Raw genomic sequence first — 17,805 nt, 5'->3', positions numbered from 1 at the left:
GCGAGCCTCTTACTTTGACTGAGGCATATATCCTGATGAAGAACCCTATTTTTTATGATTGGCTTGAATTGTTATTGTTTTTCCGTCTTTGTCTGAGCTGTTCAATGAGCTGCTCTCTGCGGCTTAGCGGCTTTTCGTTCTTTTGTTCTTGCACGGCTGATTCTTCTTTTTTCTTCTTTTGGTTTTCAATTAATGCTTCTGATTTAGCTTGCAAGTCCTTTACCAGATTTAAGAGCATTTCTTTTTCTTCATCTGATACTTTTTTCATTTTATCTTTCGTGACACCATGTTTCAGGAAGATATTGTGGACCAGCATTTTCGTCATTGGATCAACTTCCGGAAGCTTTGCAAGCTCTTCTTTGATTTTATCGTTATCTGACATTTGTTCTCACCTCGACTTATAAATTTGTGAAAAGAAAGGATTAAAGGACGTCAAGTTCATTGAGAATGCTGTTTAACACCTGAAGCAAGATTTGTACAAAGGTTATTATTTCGTCGGCAGACAAAGTAATTTTGATGTTTCGGCTATTGATAATTTTAATGATAGTTCTTTTTTTGATTTGGGAGCTATCGAGAATGAGAATTTCGCTTGCCACTGCGTCAGCCAAATCCTCATCGGCGATAACGAGCTGAGTAGCCAGGATAATCATGGTTGTCACTAAGGCTTGTATAGAAAGGGCAGATGTTATATGTGACGTATCTATTGTGATATTTTCGCAATCAATCACTTCGATCTGCTGTTCGAATTCGCTAGATAATTGCTCAAATATTTCAGGATGCAGGGATTCAACTTTTTCTTCAAATGACATAACCTTCACTCCTTTCTTATCCATACTGTATATAATGCAGAACAAGTGCAGAGCGGAATAAGAAAAATAACCAATTTTCAACAGGACAAGATACAAATTCATGAAGGCTAGGGTTTTTGCATATATGTGAAGGGGATGATGAAAGGAGTGAACAAGTGGTTATCAATGGGCTGACAATTGTTCTTCTTTCGCTTGCGGTTTTCCGGCTCGCTCGGCTGCTGGTGTTTGATACGATTATGGCGCCGCTTCGCAGCCTGTTTCATGAAGAGAAGGAAGAAAAGGATGCGGACGGGAACATTGAAACGTATATCATGATTAAGGGAACGGGGGTAAGGGCGTTTATTGGTGAATTGCTGAGCTGCTATTGGTGTACAGGCGTGTGGTGCGCCGGCTTTTTGATTTTATGCCAGGCCTTGATCCCTCAAGCGGCGCAGTGGCTGATTTTACTATTGGCGATCGCCGGTCTTGCCGGCATTATAGAAACACTCGTATCAAAATGGCTGCAAGAATGAGGCGCTATCACCAGCAACTTTCTGCCAGAATACGCATAAAGTAGCATATATGACATAAGGAAAGGAAGGGAACTAAATGAATCAATTCAATAAACCTTCCCAAAAAACTCCATATACAGATTCATCATATCAATCAAAAAAGATCAAAAAGAAAGGCTGCGGGTGCGGAAATAAAAAGAAAAAGCCTCAATAGCCTGACAACGAAACCGGAGATCTCCGGTTTTTGTTTTTTTAACGGAGCGGTCTCGCTCAGCATATATCATGAGTGGGGGGATACCAATGAATGAGTTCGAAAAATGGATAGACAGAAGATATGAACCTCACGAACAAAAGAAAAAAGAGCATGAAGATATCATGAGCAGCATCGGAAAAGACTTGGAAGCATTTGATGAAGCCGGTGTGGCGTTTGAAGAGGAGATTGAAGAGCTTGCTGAAAAAACGGAATCGTTACTTCAAAAAAATCAGGCTCAGTATGACCCATCGTAAATCCGCAAACGCCCTATGCGAATATCCAAGCCGAATCAAATGGCTCACATAGTGTATAGAGAGTAAAGGAGGTGCTTATCTATGGGCTTTGGATACGGATTCGGAGGCGGCTACGGCGGCTACGGCGGTTGTGGCGGCTATAGCGGCGGTTATGCCGGTGGTTACGGCGGCGGCTATGGTTCAACATTTGTTCTTTTAGTCGTATTGTTCATTCTCCTAATCATTGTAGGTGCATCTTATTTCTGCTAAAACTTTAGAGGAAGTGCGGGAAATCCGCGCTTCCTTGCGGTCTGAAAACCAATTCGAGGAAACAAATGTAATAAGATAGGCACATCACTCATTAGTGTTCATATAATACCGTATCACTCCGCCAAAAGGAGGCGCATTATGGATAATCAATTTTTTAAGAACATTGAAAAGAAAACAGGCGTCAATATGCAGGATGTTATGAATCTTGCCGGCTCTCTTCAAAACGCCAATTTTAAAGACGAAAACACAGTACGCAGTGTTATTAGCCGCGTAGCACAGCTGGCAAACAGACGCGTGCCGAAAGAATTAGAAGATAAAATTGTGCAGTCCATTACAAGCGGTAAAGAAAAGCTTGATTTTGGGACGATTTCTAAAATGCTGGATAATAAATAATCGGATGGCCTGGCTGACTTTTGACAGCGGGCCTTTTTTACAGAAAAGACCCGGCAGTGATCTGCCGGGCTGTTAGCTATGCAAGGGCTGTCTTGCTTGCTGTAATAAGGGATACAAAAATCTTGAACAGTGGGCCGTTTTGCCGCGCCTGTTGGCAGGACAAGACAAATATAAGTGCTGTTTGGCCCGGGTCATGGCTACATACAAAAGGCGTCTTTCTTCCTCGAGGGGAGCTTCATCGCCTTTTTTCGCTGTTTCTAATGAGAAATCGTGCGGAATCGAACCGTCTACCGTGCCTAACACGTAAACGGTTTTGAATTCAAGGCCTTTTGACCGGTGAATAGTCATCAGCTGAACGCCGTTTTCATCCGTTTTGTTTTTTTCAGCGGCCCTCATATGGTCTACGTGGGCGAGAAAGTCAGGAATTGTTTTGAATTTTTTGGCGACGACCTTGATGTCACGCAGGTCATCGGAGCCTTTTTCCAGCTTGTTGCCTTCATTCCCCCGTTTTTTTAAATACTCGGAGAAGCCCATTTTTCCTTCGGCGAAGGTGATCGCTTCCACCGGCTTCATCGTGCGGAGGCTTGCAAAAAATGGCACGATCTTCTTGATTTTATTGAGCTGGAACGGCTTCAGATCAGGCAGTTTGGCCAGCGCTTTAATCATGGAACAGTCCTCGGTAATCGAGAGCGCCTTCAGCGTGTTCAAAGCAGACTGCTTTAAGAACAAGGCGGGCAGCAAGTGCTTAATCGCCTCAGTATCATCCTCATTTTGGCTGGCGTACAAGTATGCGAGAATCTGGCGGACAATCCGTCTGCTGTAAAACGATTGGACACCGCGGTCAGCTGTATACGGAATTGACGAATGATGAAGCCTTTCGTATATGGCGCGGCCTCCGCTGTTTGTGCGGTAGAGAACCGCAAAGTCTTCAAGATTTGCCCCGTTTTGAATTTTTTCTTTGATATCGGAAACGACCATTGTGGCCTCTTCCTCTTCGTCATAAGGATAAAACAGCATAGGGACCTGGACGTCATCACGCGCCGCTTCAAGCATTTTGGCATACCTGTTTTTGTTCTTTTTCACCACGATATCAGCGCTGGAGACGATCGGGTGCGTGGACCTGTAGTTTGCGGTTAAATAAATCGTCTTCGCTCCGGGATAATCCTTCTGAAAATCAAGAATAAAAGATGGATTGCTTCCGCGAAACGCGTAGATGGACTGATCGTCGTCCCCGACACAGCACAGGTTTTGTTCCGGGCTTGCCAGCATTTGCATGATTTTATATTGAACGGGGTTAATGTCCTGAAACTCATCAATCAATATATAAGTAAACCGAGATTGATACTGTTCCAGAATGTCCGGCCGATCGATAAACAATTCGTAGCAGGCAGAAGCCATGTCATCAAAATCAAATTGGTTGTGTTCTTTTTTCTGGCGTTCATAATGTTCATATAATCGATAGACTTGTTTTTCCCACTCATCTTGCAAAGGGATGCGTTCGTTCGGCACATATGTGTTTTTCCAAAAACCGATCTGCTGCAAGGCCTGATCAACGGGGAACTCTTTTTCATCTATCCCTTCTTCATAGAGTGCTTTTTTGATATATTGTTCCCGCTGCCACTCCATTTTGAGCAAATGCTCGCCGTTCCATTTAGCAGGAGCATCGTGATACAAGATTTTATAAAATAAGCTGTGGAATGTTCCGGTGACAAGTCTTCTGACTTTTGCCGGCTGTAATCCGTACTGCTTTGCCATGCGCTCTTTCATTTCGGCGACAGCTTTTGTCGTAAAGGTGACAAGCAGCATGTTTTCCGGCGGTATGCCTAAGTGTTCGATCATGTGGGCGGCACGAGCCGTCAGCACGCGTGTTTTTCCGCTTCCCGCACCTGCAAGCACAAGCAGCGGGCCCTCCGTTTCCGTGACAGCTTTCAGCTGATCCGTGTTCAAGCCGACAGAAGGGAAAAGGCTCGTATCAGGTTCTATTGTTTTTTGCACAAATGGTGTTTTGGGTTTAATGCTTCTCGGCCGCTGCCATTCCGTGACAGCTGGAGACGAGTCAGCGGCAATTGCTTTTCCTTTGGGCAAACGAAAGACACCGGATTCCTGATACTCTTCTTTTTTCTCCTCTTTAGCGGGCTTCGTTTCGCAGGCCTCCTCACATGCTGGAAAGTGGCCTGGCTGGCGGTGGATAAACTCCGGCGGATCAGCGATGTTGAGCCTTAACAAAACGGGTTTTCCGCAATGAGAACAAAATAAATGTCCTTTTATTCCTTCTTCAAAGAGGAATTGATAATGTTCTCTCGAATATGTATGTAAATGTATCGTTCGATCATTCAGTCGGGCGCATTTCAAAAAGGGGTCCTCCCAATCAAAAAAAGGTGTTCATTACAGACAAAGACTATCATATCAAAAGAAACGTGTTTCAAAAAGTAAGTTTAAGGGAAAAGAGATAGCAGAAGGGTGGGTATCGTATGATATATGCAGGTCAAATTCAAAACCAGCAATACGCTCAATATGCAAATAGAACGATTGGATATAAGCAGGATTACGCCGGAACCGAAAAAATCAGCTATGTCCCGTTTCAGCGGGTATACAAGGAACTGGAAAAGCAGCAGGAGAATCAAACGGCCGCTGAAAGAAAAGTAAACGAGGTGAAACGTAAGCGCTTTCTTTATAAGAGGTTGCGAGAAAAAGGGATGGGCACATATATTAATCGATATGTATAAAAAACCGTTCACATCCAGAGAACGGTTTTTTTTGTGCAAAAAAAGATCCGGATCTAAATAGACCCGGATGCTGTTTAGTCTTTAATCATTTGTAAGTGCGGAATGCCTGCATCGAGAAATTCTTTTTCAGAAAGCACGCGATACCCGTGTTTCTTGTAAAACGGTACAGCCTGCGTTTGCGCGTTTAAAATGAAGCCCGAAGCGCCGCCGTTTGCCGCCGCTTTTTCGAGCGCTTTCATAATGATGCCGCCGACACCGAAGGAACGGTGGCTTTTCAATACGCAAATTCGCTCTAATTTGCCGTAGCCGTCCTTCATACGCCATCTTCCGGCGCCGACAGGCTTTTCGCCGTCATACACAATGATATGCTCCGATTCATTTTCAAGTTCGTCAATTTCTTCTTCAGCAGGTACGTTTTGTTCTTTGATAAAAACTTCTTCTCTTACATAAAATGCGTCTTTCATTTGTTCTTCATTTTTTGCGATAACTGCTTCCAAACACTATTCTCCTTTGCCTAGCAAAAAGGTTTCATATACTGTCCATGATCCGTTTTCAAGCTGATAAAGCAAATGGAAACGATCAATGATTTCTTCATGCGACACTTCCTGCATTTTTAATTGTCCCAGCACATCCGAATGCTCATCGTCGGAAAGATTTTGGCCGACCGTCACATGCGGGACAAAAGCGTATTCCTGTTCACCGGCCAGCACACCGGTGTATAGCTTTTCATTGAGTGTTTTTAATTCTTCCGTCGGCTCTGCTTTGATGTAAATGACATTATTGACAGGCGCAAATGAACTGTATTTTGTCAATTTGAGAACGACCGGATGGGACTCCTTTGCGATGTTTCTCAGATGTGATACAAGCTGATCCGCTTTCTCCTCCGTCAATTCAAGCGATGATCTCAGCGTCAAATGGGGCGGGATCAGGGAATAGCTTGGATCATAGCGCTTTCTGTAAGAGTTCGCAAGGTCTTGAAGTTTTTTTGATGGAAATAAAACGATTCCGTATTTCATATTATGTCCCTCCTGGAAATAAAGTATGATAAAGTATTAAAGCATTTTTTTCAGCGCCGGCGTGATAAGCGGCTGCCAGTATGTCCATTTGTGGTCTCCGTCAAATGGCTCATAATCATAATCGGAAAGCTTCTTCTCCAGCAGCTGTTTCAGCGCCCGGTTCGGTTCTGTAAAGTCCAGAATGTTCCCGTCTGTCGTGTGGACGTCAGTTTCTTTTGTGCCGATTTGGTGATAAATAGAGAGGTGTTCGATATTGTCCGATTGCTTCACGGCTTCCAATACATGTTTGTCAACATAGGGAGACTGCATGATGATGTTTCCGAACATATTCGGATAATCAAGCGCTGTCATAAGAGATATGGTCGCTCCCAGCGAGTCCCCGATCAGCGTTCGTCCGTAGCCGACCTGATAGGTAGGATACTCGTCATCCGCAAATGGTACGAGCTCATGGGCGATGAACCGTTTATACGCCGAAAATTTAGAGCCTTCCGGATGGTAGGTTTTTCTGCGCTCATGAACATCCTTATAAGGAACACCGATAATAATGCTCCGGTCAATTTCCCGTTTGGACAGCAATTCCTCGACCTGTCTGCCAATTCTCCCCAGCCTGAAATAATCGTGGCCGTCCTGCGCGATAATGACATGGTATTTATAAAGAGGGGAGTAGTTGGACGGCAGATAAACGAGCAAGGTCATTTCCTCGTTAAGCTCTTTCGAAAAGAATTTCTTTTCTTGCACTGTGCCGTTTTTCGGTGCCATAATGCATTCCTCCAGGACATCACTAGACTTTCTTGCGTTTTCCATTATTGTACCATGAATTATTAGAAATTTCTCTCTTTAAACTGTTCGGAACCCGAAGAAAAAAGTGTTGAAATTAACTGCGAATTGCGTTAATATAAAACAATCAGAAAATTGAAATCGATATTTCTTATCGTGAGAGGTGGAGGGACTGGCCCTTAGAAACCTCAGCAACCGGCTTGTTTTGCGTATGTGCAAAGCGCCAAGGTGCTAAATCCAGCAAGCGTTTTATGCTTGGAAGATAAGAAGAAGTTTAAACCCCTTCTTCTTATGAAGAAGGGGTTTTTTATTTTGAAAAGGGAAGGTGTCTGCTATATGTCACAGCATGTTGAAACGAAATTAGCCCAGATCGGGAACCGAAGCGACGAAGCAACGGGAACGGTGAGTCCTCCTATTTATTTATCAACAGCATACCGCCACAGAGGAATTGGAGAATCAACCGGATTTGATTATGTCCGCACAAAAAACCCGACACGCCAGCTTGTGGAGGACGCGATCGCCAGCTTAGAAAACGGAGCGAGAGGGCTTGCCTTCAGTTCGGGAATGGCAGCCATCCAAACGATTATGGCGCTGTTTAAAAGCGGAGATGAACTGATCGTTTCATCGGACCTATATGGCGGCACGTACCGATTGTTTGAAAATGAATGGAAAAAATACGGCTTGACCTTTCATTATGATGATTTCAGCGACGAAGACTGTTTACGCTCTAAGATTACGCCGAATACAAAAGCGGTGTTTGTGGAAACACCGACAAATCCGCTCATGCAGGAGGCGGACATTGAAAAAATCGCCCGGATGACAAAAGAGCACGGTCTTCTGCTGATCGTAGATAATACATTTTATACACCAGTCTTGCAGCGACCGCTTGAGCTGGGGGCTGACATTGTGATTCACAGCGCAACCAAGTATTTAGGCGGGCATAACGACCTGCTTGCGGGGCTTGTCGTTGTGAAAGATGAAAAGCTTGGTGAGGAAATGTTTCAACACCAAAATGCCATTGGCGCGGTCCTGCCTCCGTTTGATTCATGGCTTCTGATGAGAGGAATGAAGACGCTCAGCCTCAGAATGCGCCAGCACCAGACAAACGCGCAGGAGTTAGCGGCGTTTTTAGAAAAGCAGGAAAAAATTGCGGATGTGTTGTATCCGGGAAAAGGCGGCATGCTGTCCTTCCGTCTTCAAAAAGAAGAGTGGGTGAACCCGTTTTTAAAAGCGCTGAAGACCATTTGTTTTGCGGAAAGCCTCGGCGGGGTGGAGAGTTTTATTACATACCCTGCCACACAGACGCACATGGATATTCCTGAAGAGATCCGCATCGCAAACGGGGTCTGCAATCGTCTGCTGCGCTTTTCGGTCGGAATTGAACATGTGGAAGATTTAAAAGAAGACGTAAAACAAGCGTTATGTCACGTTAAAGAGGGAGCTGTTTCATTTGAGTAATCACAATTGGACGCTAGAAACCCAGCTCGTGCACAATCCATTTAAAACAGACGGCGCAACCGGGGCGGTCAGTGTGCCGATTCAGCACGCATCGACATTTCATCAATCTTCATTTGAAGAGTTCGGCGCATATGACTACAGCCGCTCAGGCACGCCGACAAGAACAGCTCTCGAAGAAACCATTGCCGCACTTGAAGGCGGAACGAGAGGATTTGCTTTCAGTTCAGGCATGGCTGCGATCTCTACAGCATTTTTACTTCTCTCACAGGGCGACCACGTTCTTGTGACAGAAGATGTATACGGCGGAACCTTCCGCATGGTAACAGAGGTGCTGACCCGGTTTGGCATTGAGCATACGTTTGTCGACATGACTGATATTAACGAAGTGGCGCGGAATATTAAGCCGAATACAAAGGTCATTTATATGGAGACGCCGTCAAATCCGACACTTGGCATTACTGATATTAAAGCGGTTGTTCAGCTGGCAAAAGAAAACGGCTGTCTGACCTTTCTGGACAATACATTTATGACACCGGCACTGCAGCGTCCGCTTGATCTCGGCGTGGATATTGTGCTTCACAGCGCCACAAAGTTCTTGAGTGGGCACAGCGATGTGCTCTCAGGTCTGGCTGCTGTCAAGGATGAAGAGCTTGGGAAACAGCTGTATAAGCTGCAAAACGCGTTCGGCGCCGTCCTTGGCGTGCAAGATTGCTGGCTCGTGCTGCGCGGTTTAAAAACATTGCAGGTCCGTTTGGAGAAAGCAAGCCAAACAGCGCAGCGGCTTGCGGAGTTTTTTCAGAAACATCCATCTGTGAAACGCGTCTATTATCCGGGGCTGGCTGATCACCCGGGCGCTGGAACCCATAAAAGCCAGTCAACGGGAGCGGGGGCCGTGCTATCTTTTGAGCTTGAAAGCAAAGAGGCCGTTAAGAAATTAGTAGAGAATGTATCACTTCCGGTCTTTGCTGTGAGCCTTGGCGCCGTGGAATCGATTTTGTCCTATCCGGCAACGATGTCTCACGCGGCAATGCCTAAGGAAGAGCGGGAAAAACGCGGCATCACAGACGGCCTGCTCCGTCTTAGTGTCGGTGTCGAAAACGCAGACGATTTAGAACGTGATTTCGAACAAGCGCTGAAAGAAATCACGGCAGTGGCAGTTCGTTAAAAAAGAAGCCGATGGGCCGGCTTCTCAGATTGTAGACAAAGTCCTAAAACGGTTTCTGTTTTAGGATTTTGTCATCTTTTCAGCGTGATTGAAAACCCTTGAAGTCTAGGAAGGACGAGCATTGGAGCGGACTTTCACAGGATGTGATGACGGCGGTGTTTAGACAGGACGTCTGGAATATAGCCGCCGCTCCACTCTTTATTGAGCACGAATGTGAGGGGTTGTCGACACGCTGAGAAGCCGGGGATGGCCCGGCTTCTTTTATTGTTCATCATCAGGATTCAGAATCGCGAGGACTTGATGATCCTCCCAAACACCGTTGATTTTCACATTTTTTTGGGCGATGCCCTCTTTATGAAACCCCGCTTTTTCCAATACACGCATCGATCCGAGATTACGGGGCATCACACCGGCTTCAATACGGTGCAGTTTCAATTGGTGAAACGCAAAATCAACAATCAATCTGACCGCCTCTGTCATCAGGCCTTTTCCATTATGGGCTTTGTCTAAAAAATACCCGATGAACGCCGTTTGCAGCGCTCCGCGAATGATTTGAAAGAGAGAAACCGTCCCGATTAATGTATCGTCTGACGCAGTAAAAATACCAAAATGATACTCTTCATCTTTCTCTAGTCTTTGCTGATACTCGCTTATTCGTTGTCTTTGCCCCTCAACCGTATAGTAATCGTCCGCGCGAATCATGGAGAACTGTTCAAAAAAGTCCCGATTTTCGCTTTGCAGCCGCAGATTTTCTTCCGCATCCTTTACTTCTAAAGGTCTTACATAGATGTTTTTTCCTTTTAACATACAGTGATCTCTCCGTTCTCATGTCAGCAGTCCTCTTACATTATTCTGAAGAAACTGCAAATATCCTTTTTATAAAAAGGAAGAAAACCAATTTCCCATAAAGGTGCCTACATAGTTCCCAATTAAGTAGCCAAGTGTACCGACAAGCATAATCGGGGCGACAAGCTCCCGCCACCCCTTGGCAATTGCCATCGCAGCCGCTGTCGTCGGCCCTCCGACAGCAGCGTTGACAGCCAGCAAAATTTCTTCAAGCCGCACGCGGAACAATTTTCCGACGGCTAAGGAAACAGCTACATTGCTGATCGCAATAACTAAGACAAATAAGAGAATAAGAGGCGCATTGGTAACGATTAAGCGCAGATCTGCAGGAATGCCGATCACCACAAAAAACAAATATATCAAAAAGGTTCCAAGCTCTTGAGAGCCATTCAGCCTTTCAAAAAAACGCGGGAATAGAAAAATGATAAGAACAGTTAAAGACGTGAGCATCAGATACTGATCGCCAAGCGTTCCGGTCAAAAGGGGATGAGAAAAAAGGCTTTTAAAAAAGCCGGAAACCTTCACACTAACCGCAACAAGCGCAAAAGCAGCACCGGCATTAAAAGCGATATCCTTTAAGGAAATGTCCTTCCGTTTCCAATAGCTTTCTGCACTGTTTCCGCTGTTTCCATTGGCTTTTACTTTTTCTTCAAACGGCATAGCATAATGCCGCTGAAACCATTTAACCGCAGGAATGCTGATTAAGATAAAAAACAAAAGCGCCATCATAATATTATCAGCCACAACGGCAGCCGACACATATTCCCCAGGCGTCTCAAATTTCGCCGCCATCGCCGCGAAGTTGACCCCGCCGCCGATATAAGAGGCGCTGATCATCCCGCCGATTTTATCGAGATAAGGAATATGCTGTTTGAAAAGAAAAAAAGCGAAGACGCTCCCAAGCACAGTGCCAGCAGAGCTAATCAGAAAAATAAAGAGCAAACGCCTGCTTTCCTTAAAAATCTGCCGCACATTGATCTGAAACAGCAAAAGGGGAATCGCCAGCGGCACCACATAAGACCACACAGTATCATATACAGGCGACTCAACAGGAAGCACTCCTATATTTGTAAACACCATAGCACCTACAAGCGCAATGATAGCGCCAGACACAGCGAACGCCCACTTAAAGCGCTGCTCCAGCCCGATGCTCACTGCCGCCCACACCGCAATAAACCCCCACAATACCCAAACATCATCAGAAGAAATCAAAGAATGCAAAACCCCATCACCTCTATTGTTAGAAAATTAAAATATATTATAATAGCCGAGGAACAGAACAGCAAGTCCGAAAAAAAGTTTTTTTGAAAAAGCAGTTGACGAATAGAGGAGAAGGTTATATAATAAAACATGTCAGAAAGACAACAACATACCCAGTAACACATACATATCATGATTCCGTAGCTCAGCTGGGAGAGCGCTACCTTGACAGGGTAGAGGTCGCTGGTTCGAGCCCAGTCGGAATCATAGCTTAAACCCTTGCGTAGCAAGGGTTTTTTACTTTGCTTATTTAGTGATTTTGTCATCATTCATCGAGTTGGGAACGAATTGGGGACGAAATTATTTTTTTGAGCTGATTTTGAAGGGGAATTCAAAATCAGCTATGTTTCTGTCTAGGTTTAAAGGATTAAAAAGTTTCAATATTCTTTTCGATTTTTTGAATAACTTGTTCGAGCCATAATAATGGAGATACACCGTAACTGAGAATGTCTACTCCGTCAGCAGCTTCATCGATCATTCTTTTCTTCATCCGTATAATCACTGTTAATAAAATCTTTTAATGCTACTATATTAGTTTCTTGCTCTTCTTTTGGAATCTCTTCTAAGTATTCGTCCAGTGCTGATTCTGGAGAATCAATATCCTGATGGAAATACCCACCAAGGAATCTAAACACAGGATCAGAAACTTCGATTTCAATCATTACTTATCACCACCAAGAAATGTTAACTTCAAATCTGAGAAATGGTACGTATCCTATTCTATATAACTTTCTGCTATATCAATATCGTTTGTCATTTCTAAGTCAGGGTACTTTTCATCTAATTTTCTTAAACAACGAATAAGTTCTTTACTTTGCAAACTTTCAGCTAAATCTTCAAATACTTCACTGATCCAATATAAATCTTCTTTATTACAATTTTCTAGATAGTTAATTGTATTTTCCTCATTTTCTGAGAGGATTTCAATTATTTCATCCCAACTCTTTTGAATTCCATAGTCATCATTAAGATTAAGCTCTTTTCTTTTAATTAATATAGCTTCCATTTTTTTCTCTAAATTCATATTGATCCTCTTAACTAAGAAGGGCTAATATTTTCATATTGCCTTTCCTATTGTTACATCTCCATCATGGAAAAATTCAATCACATAACCAGATTCGCTGAACATGAAAGTATCTGAACCTACAGCAGTTACATCATCAATTACGTTTAAGGCGTTGTCTAAGCTGGTTTTTACAGCTGGATAATCACCGTAAGCCCAAAGGAGAATAACAGTTTTATCATCTATTTTATTCTCAATTAACCATTCATCAATATCTTCAGCGTAATCAATAGATCTGTGAGAAGTTACTTCATCCCATTTAATTCTTCCCCATGATGTGAAGGGGAAACTTTCGCCAAGTTGTTCATGATATTTACGTGTCTCAGAAATAGTGAGGACTTCTTTGTTATCTCCAAGAGCTTCTAGACATTCTTCGTATAAAGTCATATTAACACTTCCTATTTATGTTCGTTTCCGTTAAAAGGTATATAATATTTCTTTGCTTTATCTCCTTTTTCATCGCCGACACCAGCAGACGGTTCAAGTTGATGAATGGACTAAATCCTGACGGCATTTGGACCGAAAACGAAAGCGAAGCTTGAATCTCTATTAAAATAAGAGAATCCCTTCTCGTAATGAGAAGGGAGTTATCCGTTATTCCTCGTATAGTTTATTAACCAACTCGGTAAATGAATCACATATATGACTCAATGCTCCATCAGGATCTTCATATGCAATTTCATGATCCCAGAATACCACGGAGGGATTCTCTTTATTCTGACGATAATCGAAACAGATTTCGTTACCGAAAGGATCACAGGCGAAAGGAACTATTCCTGAAAGCATTCTTCCATCCTGGTAATCTTCAAAGATCTCTAAAATAAAACTTGAACTATCCTCAGTTAAACCATGTAATCGATTAAAAACCGCACCTTTTGTATTTTCAAAGTCAAAAATCTTTTTACTTGGGCGCGCCCCATTGTTGTTTAGTATAGTTGAAATGTAGTCGTTAGGGAACTTAATATCTAATGCCTTTTCGATTTTTTTAACAGTTGTTTCCCCAATAGGTTTTTCGGCAAATCTCCACTCTGTCATATTATCCAACTCCTATCTGTTCTTACTTCCTCCACCCCAAAGGTGTCGGCCTCCTGTATGGCCTGTTTTCCGATGCACCTTTTGGTCAACTAATTGCATCCTTCCTGGATCTTGGTGATGATGCCAAGTATAACCGTCCGGTGTTTCGCCTGCTTTAATCATCTCGATTTGAAGGTCATTGAATTGATTTCTAAGTAAAGGATCCGTTTCAATTTCTTCTTTTAATTTTAAGGTTGCATCTTTAAATTGTAAATAATCGCTTTCCTTATAAAGATTAGAGTCAATCTTCGTATCAAATTTTGCTTTGAAAATTGGGAAACCGTCTTTATCATATGGAACTGCAGTTTTAGGATGTTTTTCGTTTTTAAGATGACCCATTTTCAAGTTAACTGTTTTGAGGTTTCCGTATTCATCTCTGTAAGTATATGGTGCGGCTTTAGTAAACAAATCATCCTTTGATTGAACTAATCTCTTTAAAAGTGGCGTATTTTTAACGTTAATAGTATTCCCGGCGTCTTGTAAAATCCCTTCTAATGCAGGAGTATATCGATTAACATATGGTTTGACAGATGGATTGCCATTCTTAATCTTTGCACTAGCTGCTTTCCCAACTTTAGCAAGATCTTTCGAGCCTGTTGAGACAGAGGACTTTCCACCTTTCAACAACAGAAGACTTCCGCCCAAATAAGTAACATAGTGCAGCCGTGTGTATGCATCCCCGTGAATCATTTTTTTATCCCAATCATCCTTCAATGTGTCAACCATACTTTGAAAGGCAGCTTGATAGTCGTATTCCAAAATGGTATCCAGCACTTTTTGAGGATCCTTGTTTAAGTTATCAATTGTCCAACCGATATTCCATCCGAATTGAATAGCTCCTTCACCGGTATCCTTAGCAAGATCGTATATACCAACAATCGCACCCTTGGCGCCATCACCTATGATTTGCAACACTTCTTTTCCGTTATCCATGAAGGCTTTACGCTGTTCAAGAAATGAAACAAATTCAAGCTGTTCAGGGGTAAGATTCTCATAGCCGACCTTCTTGGCAATTTCTAAGTACTCATCCGGATCCGTCACTCTGTCAGCTAGCTTCTTCTTCAACTCTTTGATTTCTCGTTGTTTCGCTTCATCTTTCTTGATCTTCAAATAAGCTTCAGTCTGTTTCTCAATATCGCCTTTTTTCTTATGTATGTCACTTTCACGGTATGCCTTGGCATTGTAATGGATGGGGGTAGCATTCTTGCCTTTGCCTGTTGATTCCTCAAGCTTTTGGAAGTCCTTCTTGATGAATTGCTCGTTTGGCTCTGACTGAGCATATTCAGCAACAAGTGCTTCGTCCACGCTGTCTAGTTTATCGACTGTTTTTTTGCGTTTGTCCTCCGCATCGGCGAGTTCGTCTTTAAAGTCTTCAGTCGAAAACAAATCAAGCGGAAGGATATCATCTATATCATGTAAGATATCTTTCATCGCTTTCTTCTGTTCAGACATAATAGATTTTGACTTTGTGTAGGCGTTAGCCAGCTCGTGTTCTAAGAAGGATTCTTCTATATATGCATCAGATAAGCTGGCGTCCTCTAAAGTGCCTGAAATGCTTGTCAAGAAAGCAATTTTCATATCAAGTAAGTCAATCCAATTATCAGCCACACCAGCGTGATCTTGGTAAAATGCTTTAATGTTGTTGGCGCCTTTACCGGAAAACTCACTGTCATCTAAATCAGCTACAGTCTTAAAAGCCTTTTTTAGATTGACCATCTGACTTCTTAATTCCTTGTATTCTTTTGCGCGTTTATCTGCTTCGGAAAGCAGTGATTTGGCTTCAAATACTTTCATGTTCATATCCTTTCATCGGAATTCCTAACCAAGATATTACCATGGAAGAAAGAAGAAATAGACAAATAAGTAATTTGAAAGAGGAAAATGATTAATTCGGTCTGAGTCTTTGTTCCTGTTTTGTGTTGATAAGCAATTGAGAAGTGAGGTTGGCGGTAGCTGCTTGAAATCACTTTGCAGCGTTTAAGCACCCTTGTGACATCCGGAAAGCTCAAGCCGATTAAAAAGGTTGGGACAGTTGCATTGTTTTTACTGGGACATGTACAAGTCCTTAAAAAAAGAGCCAGTGCGTCAACTGCTAACGAGGTCAGCACATGACGGGAAACACCAGTTCAACCAGTTTCCGCTTTGCTGTTGATGACAAAGAGGTTATTAAAGGACTGCCGTTAAATCGCAATGCATGCACACTGTACACTGCTGAAAAGTCGGCTATCAAGTTTGTGGCGCAGCTGCTTAAAGAGCGCGGCTGGGGAATTGATCATGTCCGTAAACATCAGAGAAAGTATTGCCCGCACCGCATTTTAGCTGAGGGCAGATGGAACCAATTCAGCCATTAAGACAGAATTGAAGACGCTGGGAGGAAAGACAACATCTAAACCGTCATCATCTGCGTCTAAAGCTTCTGGGGCACTTACACAGTCAAAAAAGGCGATACTCTTTCCGTAATTGCAAAAGAGTATGGGGTGAGTGGCAAACCTTCAGAGCTGGAATAACATTAAAGACTTGAATAAAATCACAGTTGGCCAAAAGTTAAAGCTTGAAGGCTCAAGTGCTTCCAGCACTAAACCAAGCAGCAAAGAAACATCATACTCGCTACCTTCAGGAGTTATTAAAGTGACAAGTCCGATGACTAAAGGCACGAATGTTTGACAAGTTCAAAATGTTCTAGCGGCTCTTTATTTCTACCCGGATAAAGGGGCAAAGAATAACGACATTGACAGCGTATATGGTCCGAAAACCGCAAATGCCATCCAACGTTTCCAGTCAGTAAGTGGTCTAACTGCTGATGGTATTTATGGACCTAAGACTAAAGCGAAAATTGAAGAGAAATTAAAATAATATAAACCCCTTCTGTTTTAGAAGGGGTTTAAAATTCATTATCAATTTTCTTGCGGAGCAATCTTTGCTACTGGAGCACCACAGAGTAGGAAGAATGCAAATACTGCTGGTGGGGAAACTGCTAAACCTATAGTTCCTAGAAATCCTACAACAGTCAACCAATCGCCCTTTTCAATGGCTTTTTGAACTTGATTTAAAGCACCTTTACTTAAGTTAAGTGCATCTTCTAAACACCCTTGAACACTACTGATTTGAGCATCCGTATAATTATATTCCTTATTCATATAATTAGCGAAAGCGATCATGCCCTCTTTTTGAGCTGGAGGATAAGGAGACTTTTCAAGCTCATCCTCTTTGACTGTATACCCCGTCTCTTTGTCAAAAACTAAAATTTTAGTAAAGATGTACTCAACTTCTGCTACGGATTTTTCAATTTGTTCTTCAGTTAAGCCATCTAAACCGTCCTCGGGATTCAATTGTGTTGCCGAAGCTGCTGGTGCTATTGTGGCAATAGCAAGAGAGAAAACCGACGCTAGAAAAAACAATCTTTTCAACATGTGTGAACTCCCCTTTTTTGAAATGTTAAAGCAATTTAATGGTAACATACATTATTTAAAGAAAAAGGGAGTTAGATTAATAATTAAAAAATTATACATAATTAGTAAAATATCGACAGAATATTGTTACCACAAATGCATTGCAAGAAACGAAAGTGCCCATGCAAATATGCCGAACATTACAAAGAACCTAAGAAAAGTTTCATATTTTGTAAGTTTTTGTTCTTTTTTTGTTTTGCCTAATCTCCAATAAAGGGCGTAGCCGGAGAACAATAAAATTATTTGTCCCAGTTGCGACACGGACTCTAAAAATTCTATACCATTCATTGATTTCACCTCTTATTTAATTATCGCAGACGAAAAAACCCTTTCCAACAGTTATATAAAAATTAAGCAATCTGTAATATGTCTAATGGTATAAGCAATGATGTTTTCCTTATCCAGCAGAACCAAAAGTGTATAGTGGCAGAATATGTTATGTTCCTTCACTAAAGAAACAGATGTGTTAATAAAAGAAAAAGCACCTCCAAATTTTAGACTGTGTCTAAAATTTGGGGTGCA

22 protein-coding genes, 1 tRNA gene, 5 pseudogenes and 1 riboswitch are annotated in these 17,805 nt (G+C 42.5%); of the genes and pseudogenes, 13 read left to right on the top strand and 15 right to left on the bottom strand.

Annotated elements, in window-relative coordinates; translation table 11 throughout:
* Positions 1 to 52: 52 nt before the first annotated feature.
* The gene (gene cotW, locus ACMX2I_RS15505; RefSeq protein WP_333518191.1) at positions 53 to 382 is read right to left on the bottom strand and encodes a spore coat protein CotW; all 330 of its coding nucleotides are present in this window, start codon (positions 380 to 382) and stop codon (positions 53 to 55) included.
* 40 nt (positions 383 to 422) lie between these two features.
* Positions 423 to 809, bottom strand: a complete 387-nt coding sequence (cotV, locus tag ACMX2I_RS15500) for a spore coat protein CotV (protein ID WP_268449944.1) — start codon at positions 807 to 809, stop codon at positions 423 to 425.
* A 155-nt stretch (positions 810 to 964) separates the two neighbouring features.
* Here cotV and yjcA point away from each other — a divergent pair, with 155 nt between their 5' ends.
* The 4 genes from yjcA (at position 965) to spoVIF (ending at position 2,449) form a co-directional block, all read left to right on the top strand.
* A complete protein-coding gene (gene yjcA, locus ACMX2I_RS15495; RefSeq protein ID WP_414957404.1) occupies positions 965 to 1,321 on the top strand; it encodes a sporulation protein YjcA in 357 nt (118 codons plus the stop codon).
* Between the two features lie 279 nt (positions 1,322 to 1,600).
* Positions 1,601 to 1,807 carry a hypothetical protein gene (locus tag ACMX2I_RS15490; RefSeq protein WP_289346909.1) on the top strand — a complete coding sequence of 69 codons (207 nt, stop codon included), beginning with the start codon at positions 1,601 to 1,603 and terminating at the stop codon, positions 1,805 to 1,807.
* 81 nt (positions 1,808 to 1,888) lie between these two features.
* A complete protein-coding gene (locus ACMX2I_RS15485) occupies positions 1,889 to 2,056 on the top strand; it encodes a YjcZ family sporulation protein (RefSeq protein ID WP_148964314.1) in 168 nt (55 codons plus the stop codon).
* A 138-nt stretch (positions 2,057 to 2,194) separates the two neighbouring features.
* The gene (gene spoVIF, locus ACMX2I_RS15480) at positions 2,195 to 2,449 is read left to right on the top strand and encodes a sporulation-specific transcription regulator SopVIF (RefSeq protein WP_019714009.1); all 255 of its coding nucleotides are present in this window, start codon (positions 2,195 to 2,197) and stop codon (positions 2,447 to 2,449) included.
* A gap of 72 nt (positions 2,450 to 2,521) precedes the next feature.
* On the opposite strand, the gene ACMX2I_RS15475 is transcribed toward spoVIF, so the two are convergent.
* The gene (locus ACMX2I_RS15475) at positions 2,522 to 4,801 is read right to left on the bottom strand and encodes an ATP-dependent helicase (RefSeq protein ID WP_414957403.1); all 2,280 of its coding nucleotides are present in this window, start codon (positions 4,799 to 4,801) and stop codon (positions 2,522 to 2,524) included.
* 119 nt (positions 4,802 to 4,920) lie between these two features.
* On the opposite strand from ACMX2I_RS15475, the gene ACMX2I_RS15470 reads away from it, so the two are divergent.
* Positions 4,921 to 5,175: a hypothetical protein gene (locus ACMX2I_RS15470; RefSeq protein WP_414957402.1), complete on the top strand. Its 255-nt coding sequence runs from the start codon at positions 4,921 to 4,923 to the stop codon at positions 5,173 to 5,175.
* A 74-nt stretch (positions 5,176 to 5,249) separates the two neighbouring features.
* On the opposite strand, the gene ACMX2I_RS15465 is transcribed toward ACMX2I_RS15470, so the two are convergent.
* From ACMX2I_RS15465 to ACMX2I_RS15455, 3 genes are read right to left on the bottom strand one after another with little or no spacing between them, the layout of a single operon-like run.
* On the bottom strand, positions 5,250 to 5,672 hold the full coding sequence (locus ACMX2I_RS15465) for a GNAT family N-acetyltransferase (protein ID WP_414957401.1): 423 nt from the start codon (positions 5,670 to 5,672) through the stop codon (positions 5,250 to 5,252).
* Between the two features lie 3 nt (positions 5,673 to 5,675).
* Entirely contained in the window at positions 5,676 to 6,191 is a 516-nt protein-coding gene (locus ACMX2I_RS15460) for a YjcG family protein (protein ID WP_087993925.1), read from the bottom strand.
* Positions 6,192 to 6,227: 36 nt separating this feature from the next.
* Positions 6,228 to 6,950, bottom strand: a complete 723-nt coding sequence (locus tag ACMX2I_RS15455) for an esterase family protein (RefSeq protein ID WP_148964318.1) — start codon at positions 6,948 to 6,950, stop codon at positions 6,228 to 6,230.
* A gap of 166 nt (positions 6,951 to 7,116) precedes the next feature.
* Positions 7,117 to 7,237, top strand: a riboswitch (SAM riboswitch).
* 67 nt (positions 7,238 to 7,304) lie between these two features.
* Here ACMX2I_RS15455 and metI point away from each other — a divergent pair.
* Both metI and metC read left to right on the top strand, forming a co-directional pair.
* Positions 7,305 to 8,426, top strand: a complete 1,122-nt coding sequence (gene metI, locus ACMX2I_RS15450; protein WP_414957400.1) for a cystathionine gamma-synthase/O-acetylhomoserine thiolyase — start codon at positions 7,305 to 7,307, stop codon at positions 8,424 to 8,426.
* Entirely contained in the window at positions 8,419 to 9,591 is a 1,173-nt protein-coding gene (gene metC, locus ACMX2I_RS15445; protein WP_414957399.1) for a cystathionine beta-lyase, read from the top strand. Before metI ends, metC begins: the two co-directional genes overlap by 8 nt.
* Before the next feature lie 261 nt (positions 9,592 to 9,852).
* On the opposite strand, the gene ACMX2I_RS15440 is transcribed toward metC, so the two are convergent.
* Positions 9,853 to 10,398: a GNAT family N-acetyltransferase gene (locus ACMX2I_RS15440; protein ID WP_414957398.1), complete on the bottom strand. Its 546-nt coding sequence runs from the start codon at positions 10,396 to 10,398 to the stop codon at positions 9,853 to 9,855.
* A gap of 69 nt (positions 10,399 to 10,467) precedes the next feature.
* A complete protein-coding gene (locus ACMX2I_RS15435; protein WP_414957397.1) occupies positions 10,468 to 11,658 on the bottom strand; it encodes a DUF819 family protein in 1,191 nt (396 codons plus the stop codon).
* Between the two features lie 173 nt (positions 11,659 to 11,831).
* Between ACMX2I_RS15435 and ACMX2I_RS15430 the strand changes: the two genes are divergently transcribed.
* A tRNA-Val gene (locus ACMX2I_RS15430) sits at positions 11,832 to 11,904 on the top strand.
* Positions 11,905 to 12,064: 160 nt separating this feature from the next.
* Here ACMX2I_RS15430 and ACMX2I_RS15425 read toward each other — a convergent pair.
* The 3 genes and pseudogenes from ACMX2I_RS15425 to ACMX2I_RS15415 form a co-directional block, all read right to left on the bottom strand.
* Positions 12,065 to 12,359: pseudogene (locus ACMX2I_RS15425) on the bottom strand (contact-dependent growth inhibition system immunity protein).
* 53 nt (positions 12,360 to 12,412) lie between these two features.
* Positions 12,413 to 12,721: a hypothetical protein gene (locus tag ACMX2I_RS15420; protein WP_414957396.1), complete on the bottom strand. Its 309-nt coding sequence runs from the start codon at positions 12,719 to 12,721 to the stop codon at positions 12,413 to 12,415.
* A 33-nt stretch (positions 12,722 to 12,754) separates the two neighbouring features.
* A complete protein-coding gene (locus ACMX2I_RS15415; RefSeq protein ID WP_414957395.1) occupies positions 12,755 to 13,147 on the bottom strand; it encodes a hypothetical protein in 393 nt (130 codons plus the stop codon).
* An 89-nt stretch (positions 13,148 to 13,236) separates the two neighbouring features.
* Between ACMX2I_RS15415 and ACMX2I_RS15410 the strand changes: the two are divergent.
* Positions 13,237 to 13,318: pseudogene (locus ACMX2I_RS15410) on the top strand (peptidoglycan-binding domain-containing protein); the annotation flags it as partial.
* Between the two features lie 36 nt (positions 13,319 to 13,354).
* Here the strand turns inward: ACMX2I_RS15410 and ACMX2I_RS15405 are convergent.
* Together ACMX2I_RS15405 and ACMX2I_RS15400 are read right to left on the bottom strand one after the other, a co-directional pair.
* Positions 13,355 to 13,795 (bottom strand): SMI1/KNR4 family protein, encoded by a 441-nt coding sequence (locus tag ACMX2I_RS15405; RefSeq protein ID WP_101514189.1) that lies wholly within the window; start codon positions 13,793 to 13,795, stop codon positions 13,355 to 13,357.
* Positions 13,796 to 13,807: 12 nt separating this feature from the next.
* Entirely contained in the window at positions 13,808 to 15,628 is a 1,821-nt protein-coding gene (locus tag ACMX2I_RS15400; RefSeq protein WP_414957394.1) for a T7SS effector LXG polymorphic toxin, read from the bottom strand.
* Between the two features lie 243 nt (positions 15,629 to 15,871).
* On the opposite strand from ACMX2I_RS15400, the pseudogene ACMX2I_RS15395 reads away from it, so the two are divergent.
* The 4 genes and pseudogenes from ACMX2I_RS15395 to ACMX2I_RS15380 all read left to right on the top strand — a co-directional run.
* Positions 15,872 to 16,029 (top strand): annotated as a pseudogene (locus ACMX2I_RS15395) (hypothetical protein); the annotation flags it as partial.
* A gap of 12 nt (positions 16,030 to 16,041) precedes the next feature.
* A pseudogene (locus ACMX2I_RS15390) lies at positions 16,042 to 16,246 on the top strand (N-acetylmuramoyl-L-alanine amidase); the annotation flags it as partial.
* A gap of 69 nt (positions 16,247 to 16,315) precedes the next feature.
* The gene (locus ACMX2I_RS15385; protein WP_414957393.1) at positions 16,316 to 16,498 is read left to right on the top strand and encodes a hypothetical protein; all 183 of its coding nucleotides are present in this window, start codon (positions 16,316 to 16,318) and stop codon (positions 16,496 to 16,498) included.
* Between the two features lie 60 nt (positions 16,499 to 16,558).
* Positions 16,559 to 16,687: pseudogene (locus ACMX2I_RS15380) on the top strand (peptidoglycan-binding domain-containing protein); the annotation flags it as partial.
* Positions 16,688 to 16,728: 41 nt separating this feature from the next.
* Here ACMX2I_RS15380 and ACMX2I_RS15375 read toward each other — a convergent pair.
* Positions 16,729 to 17,244, bottom strand: coding sequence for a hypothetical protein (locus ACMX2I_RS15375; RefSeq protein WP_414957392.1), 516 nt, complete (start codon positions 17,242 to 17,244; stop codon positions 16,729 to 16,731).
* A 126-nt stretch (positions 17,245 to 17,370) separates the two neighbouring features.
* A complete protein-coding gene (locus ACMX2I_RS15370) occupies positions 17,371 to 17,571 on the bottom strand; it encodes a hypothetical protein (RefSeq protein ID WP_414957391.1) in 201 nt (66 codons plus the stop codon).
* Positions 17,572 to 17,805 lie beyond the last annotated feature (234 nt).

Origin of the sequence: Bacillus sp. SW14 (assembly GCF_047608225.1) — a bacterium.
Taxonomy (GTDB): domain Bacteria; phylum Bacillota; class Bacilli; order Bacillales; family Bacillaceae; genus Bacillus; species Bacillus subtilis_G.
The sequence above is the reverse complement of the archived record's forward strand: the minus strand, read 5'-3'. Positions and strand labels throughout refer to the sequence as shown.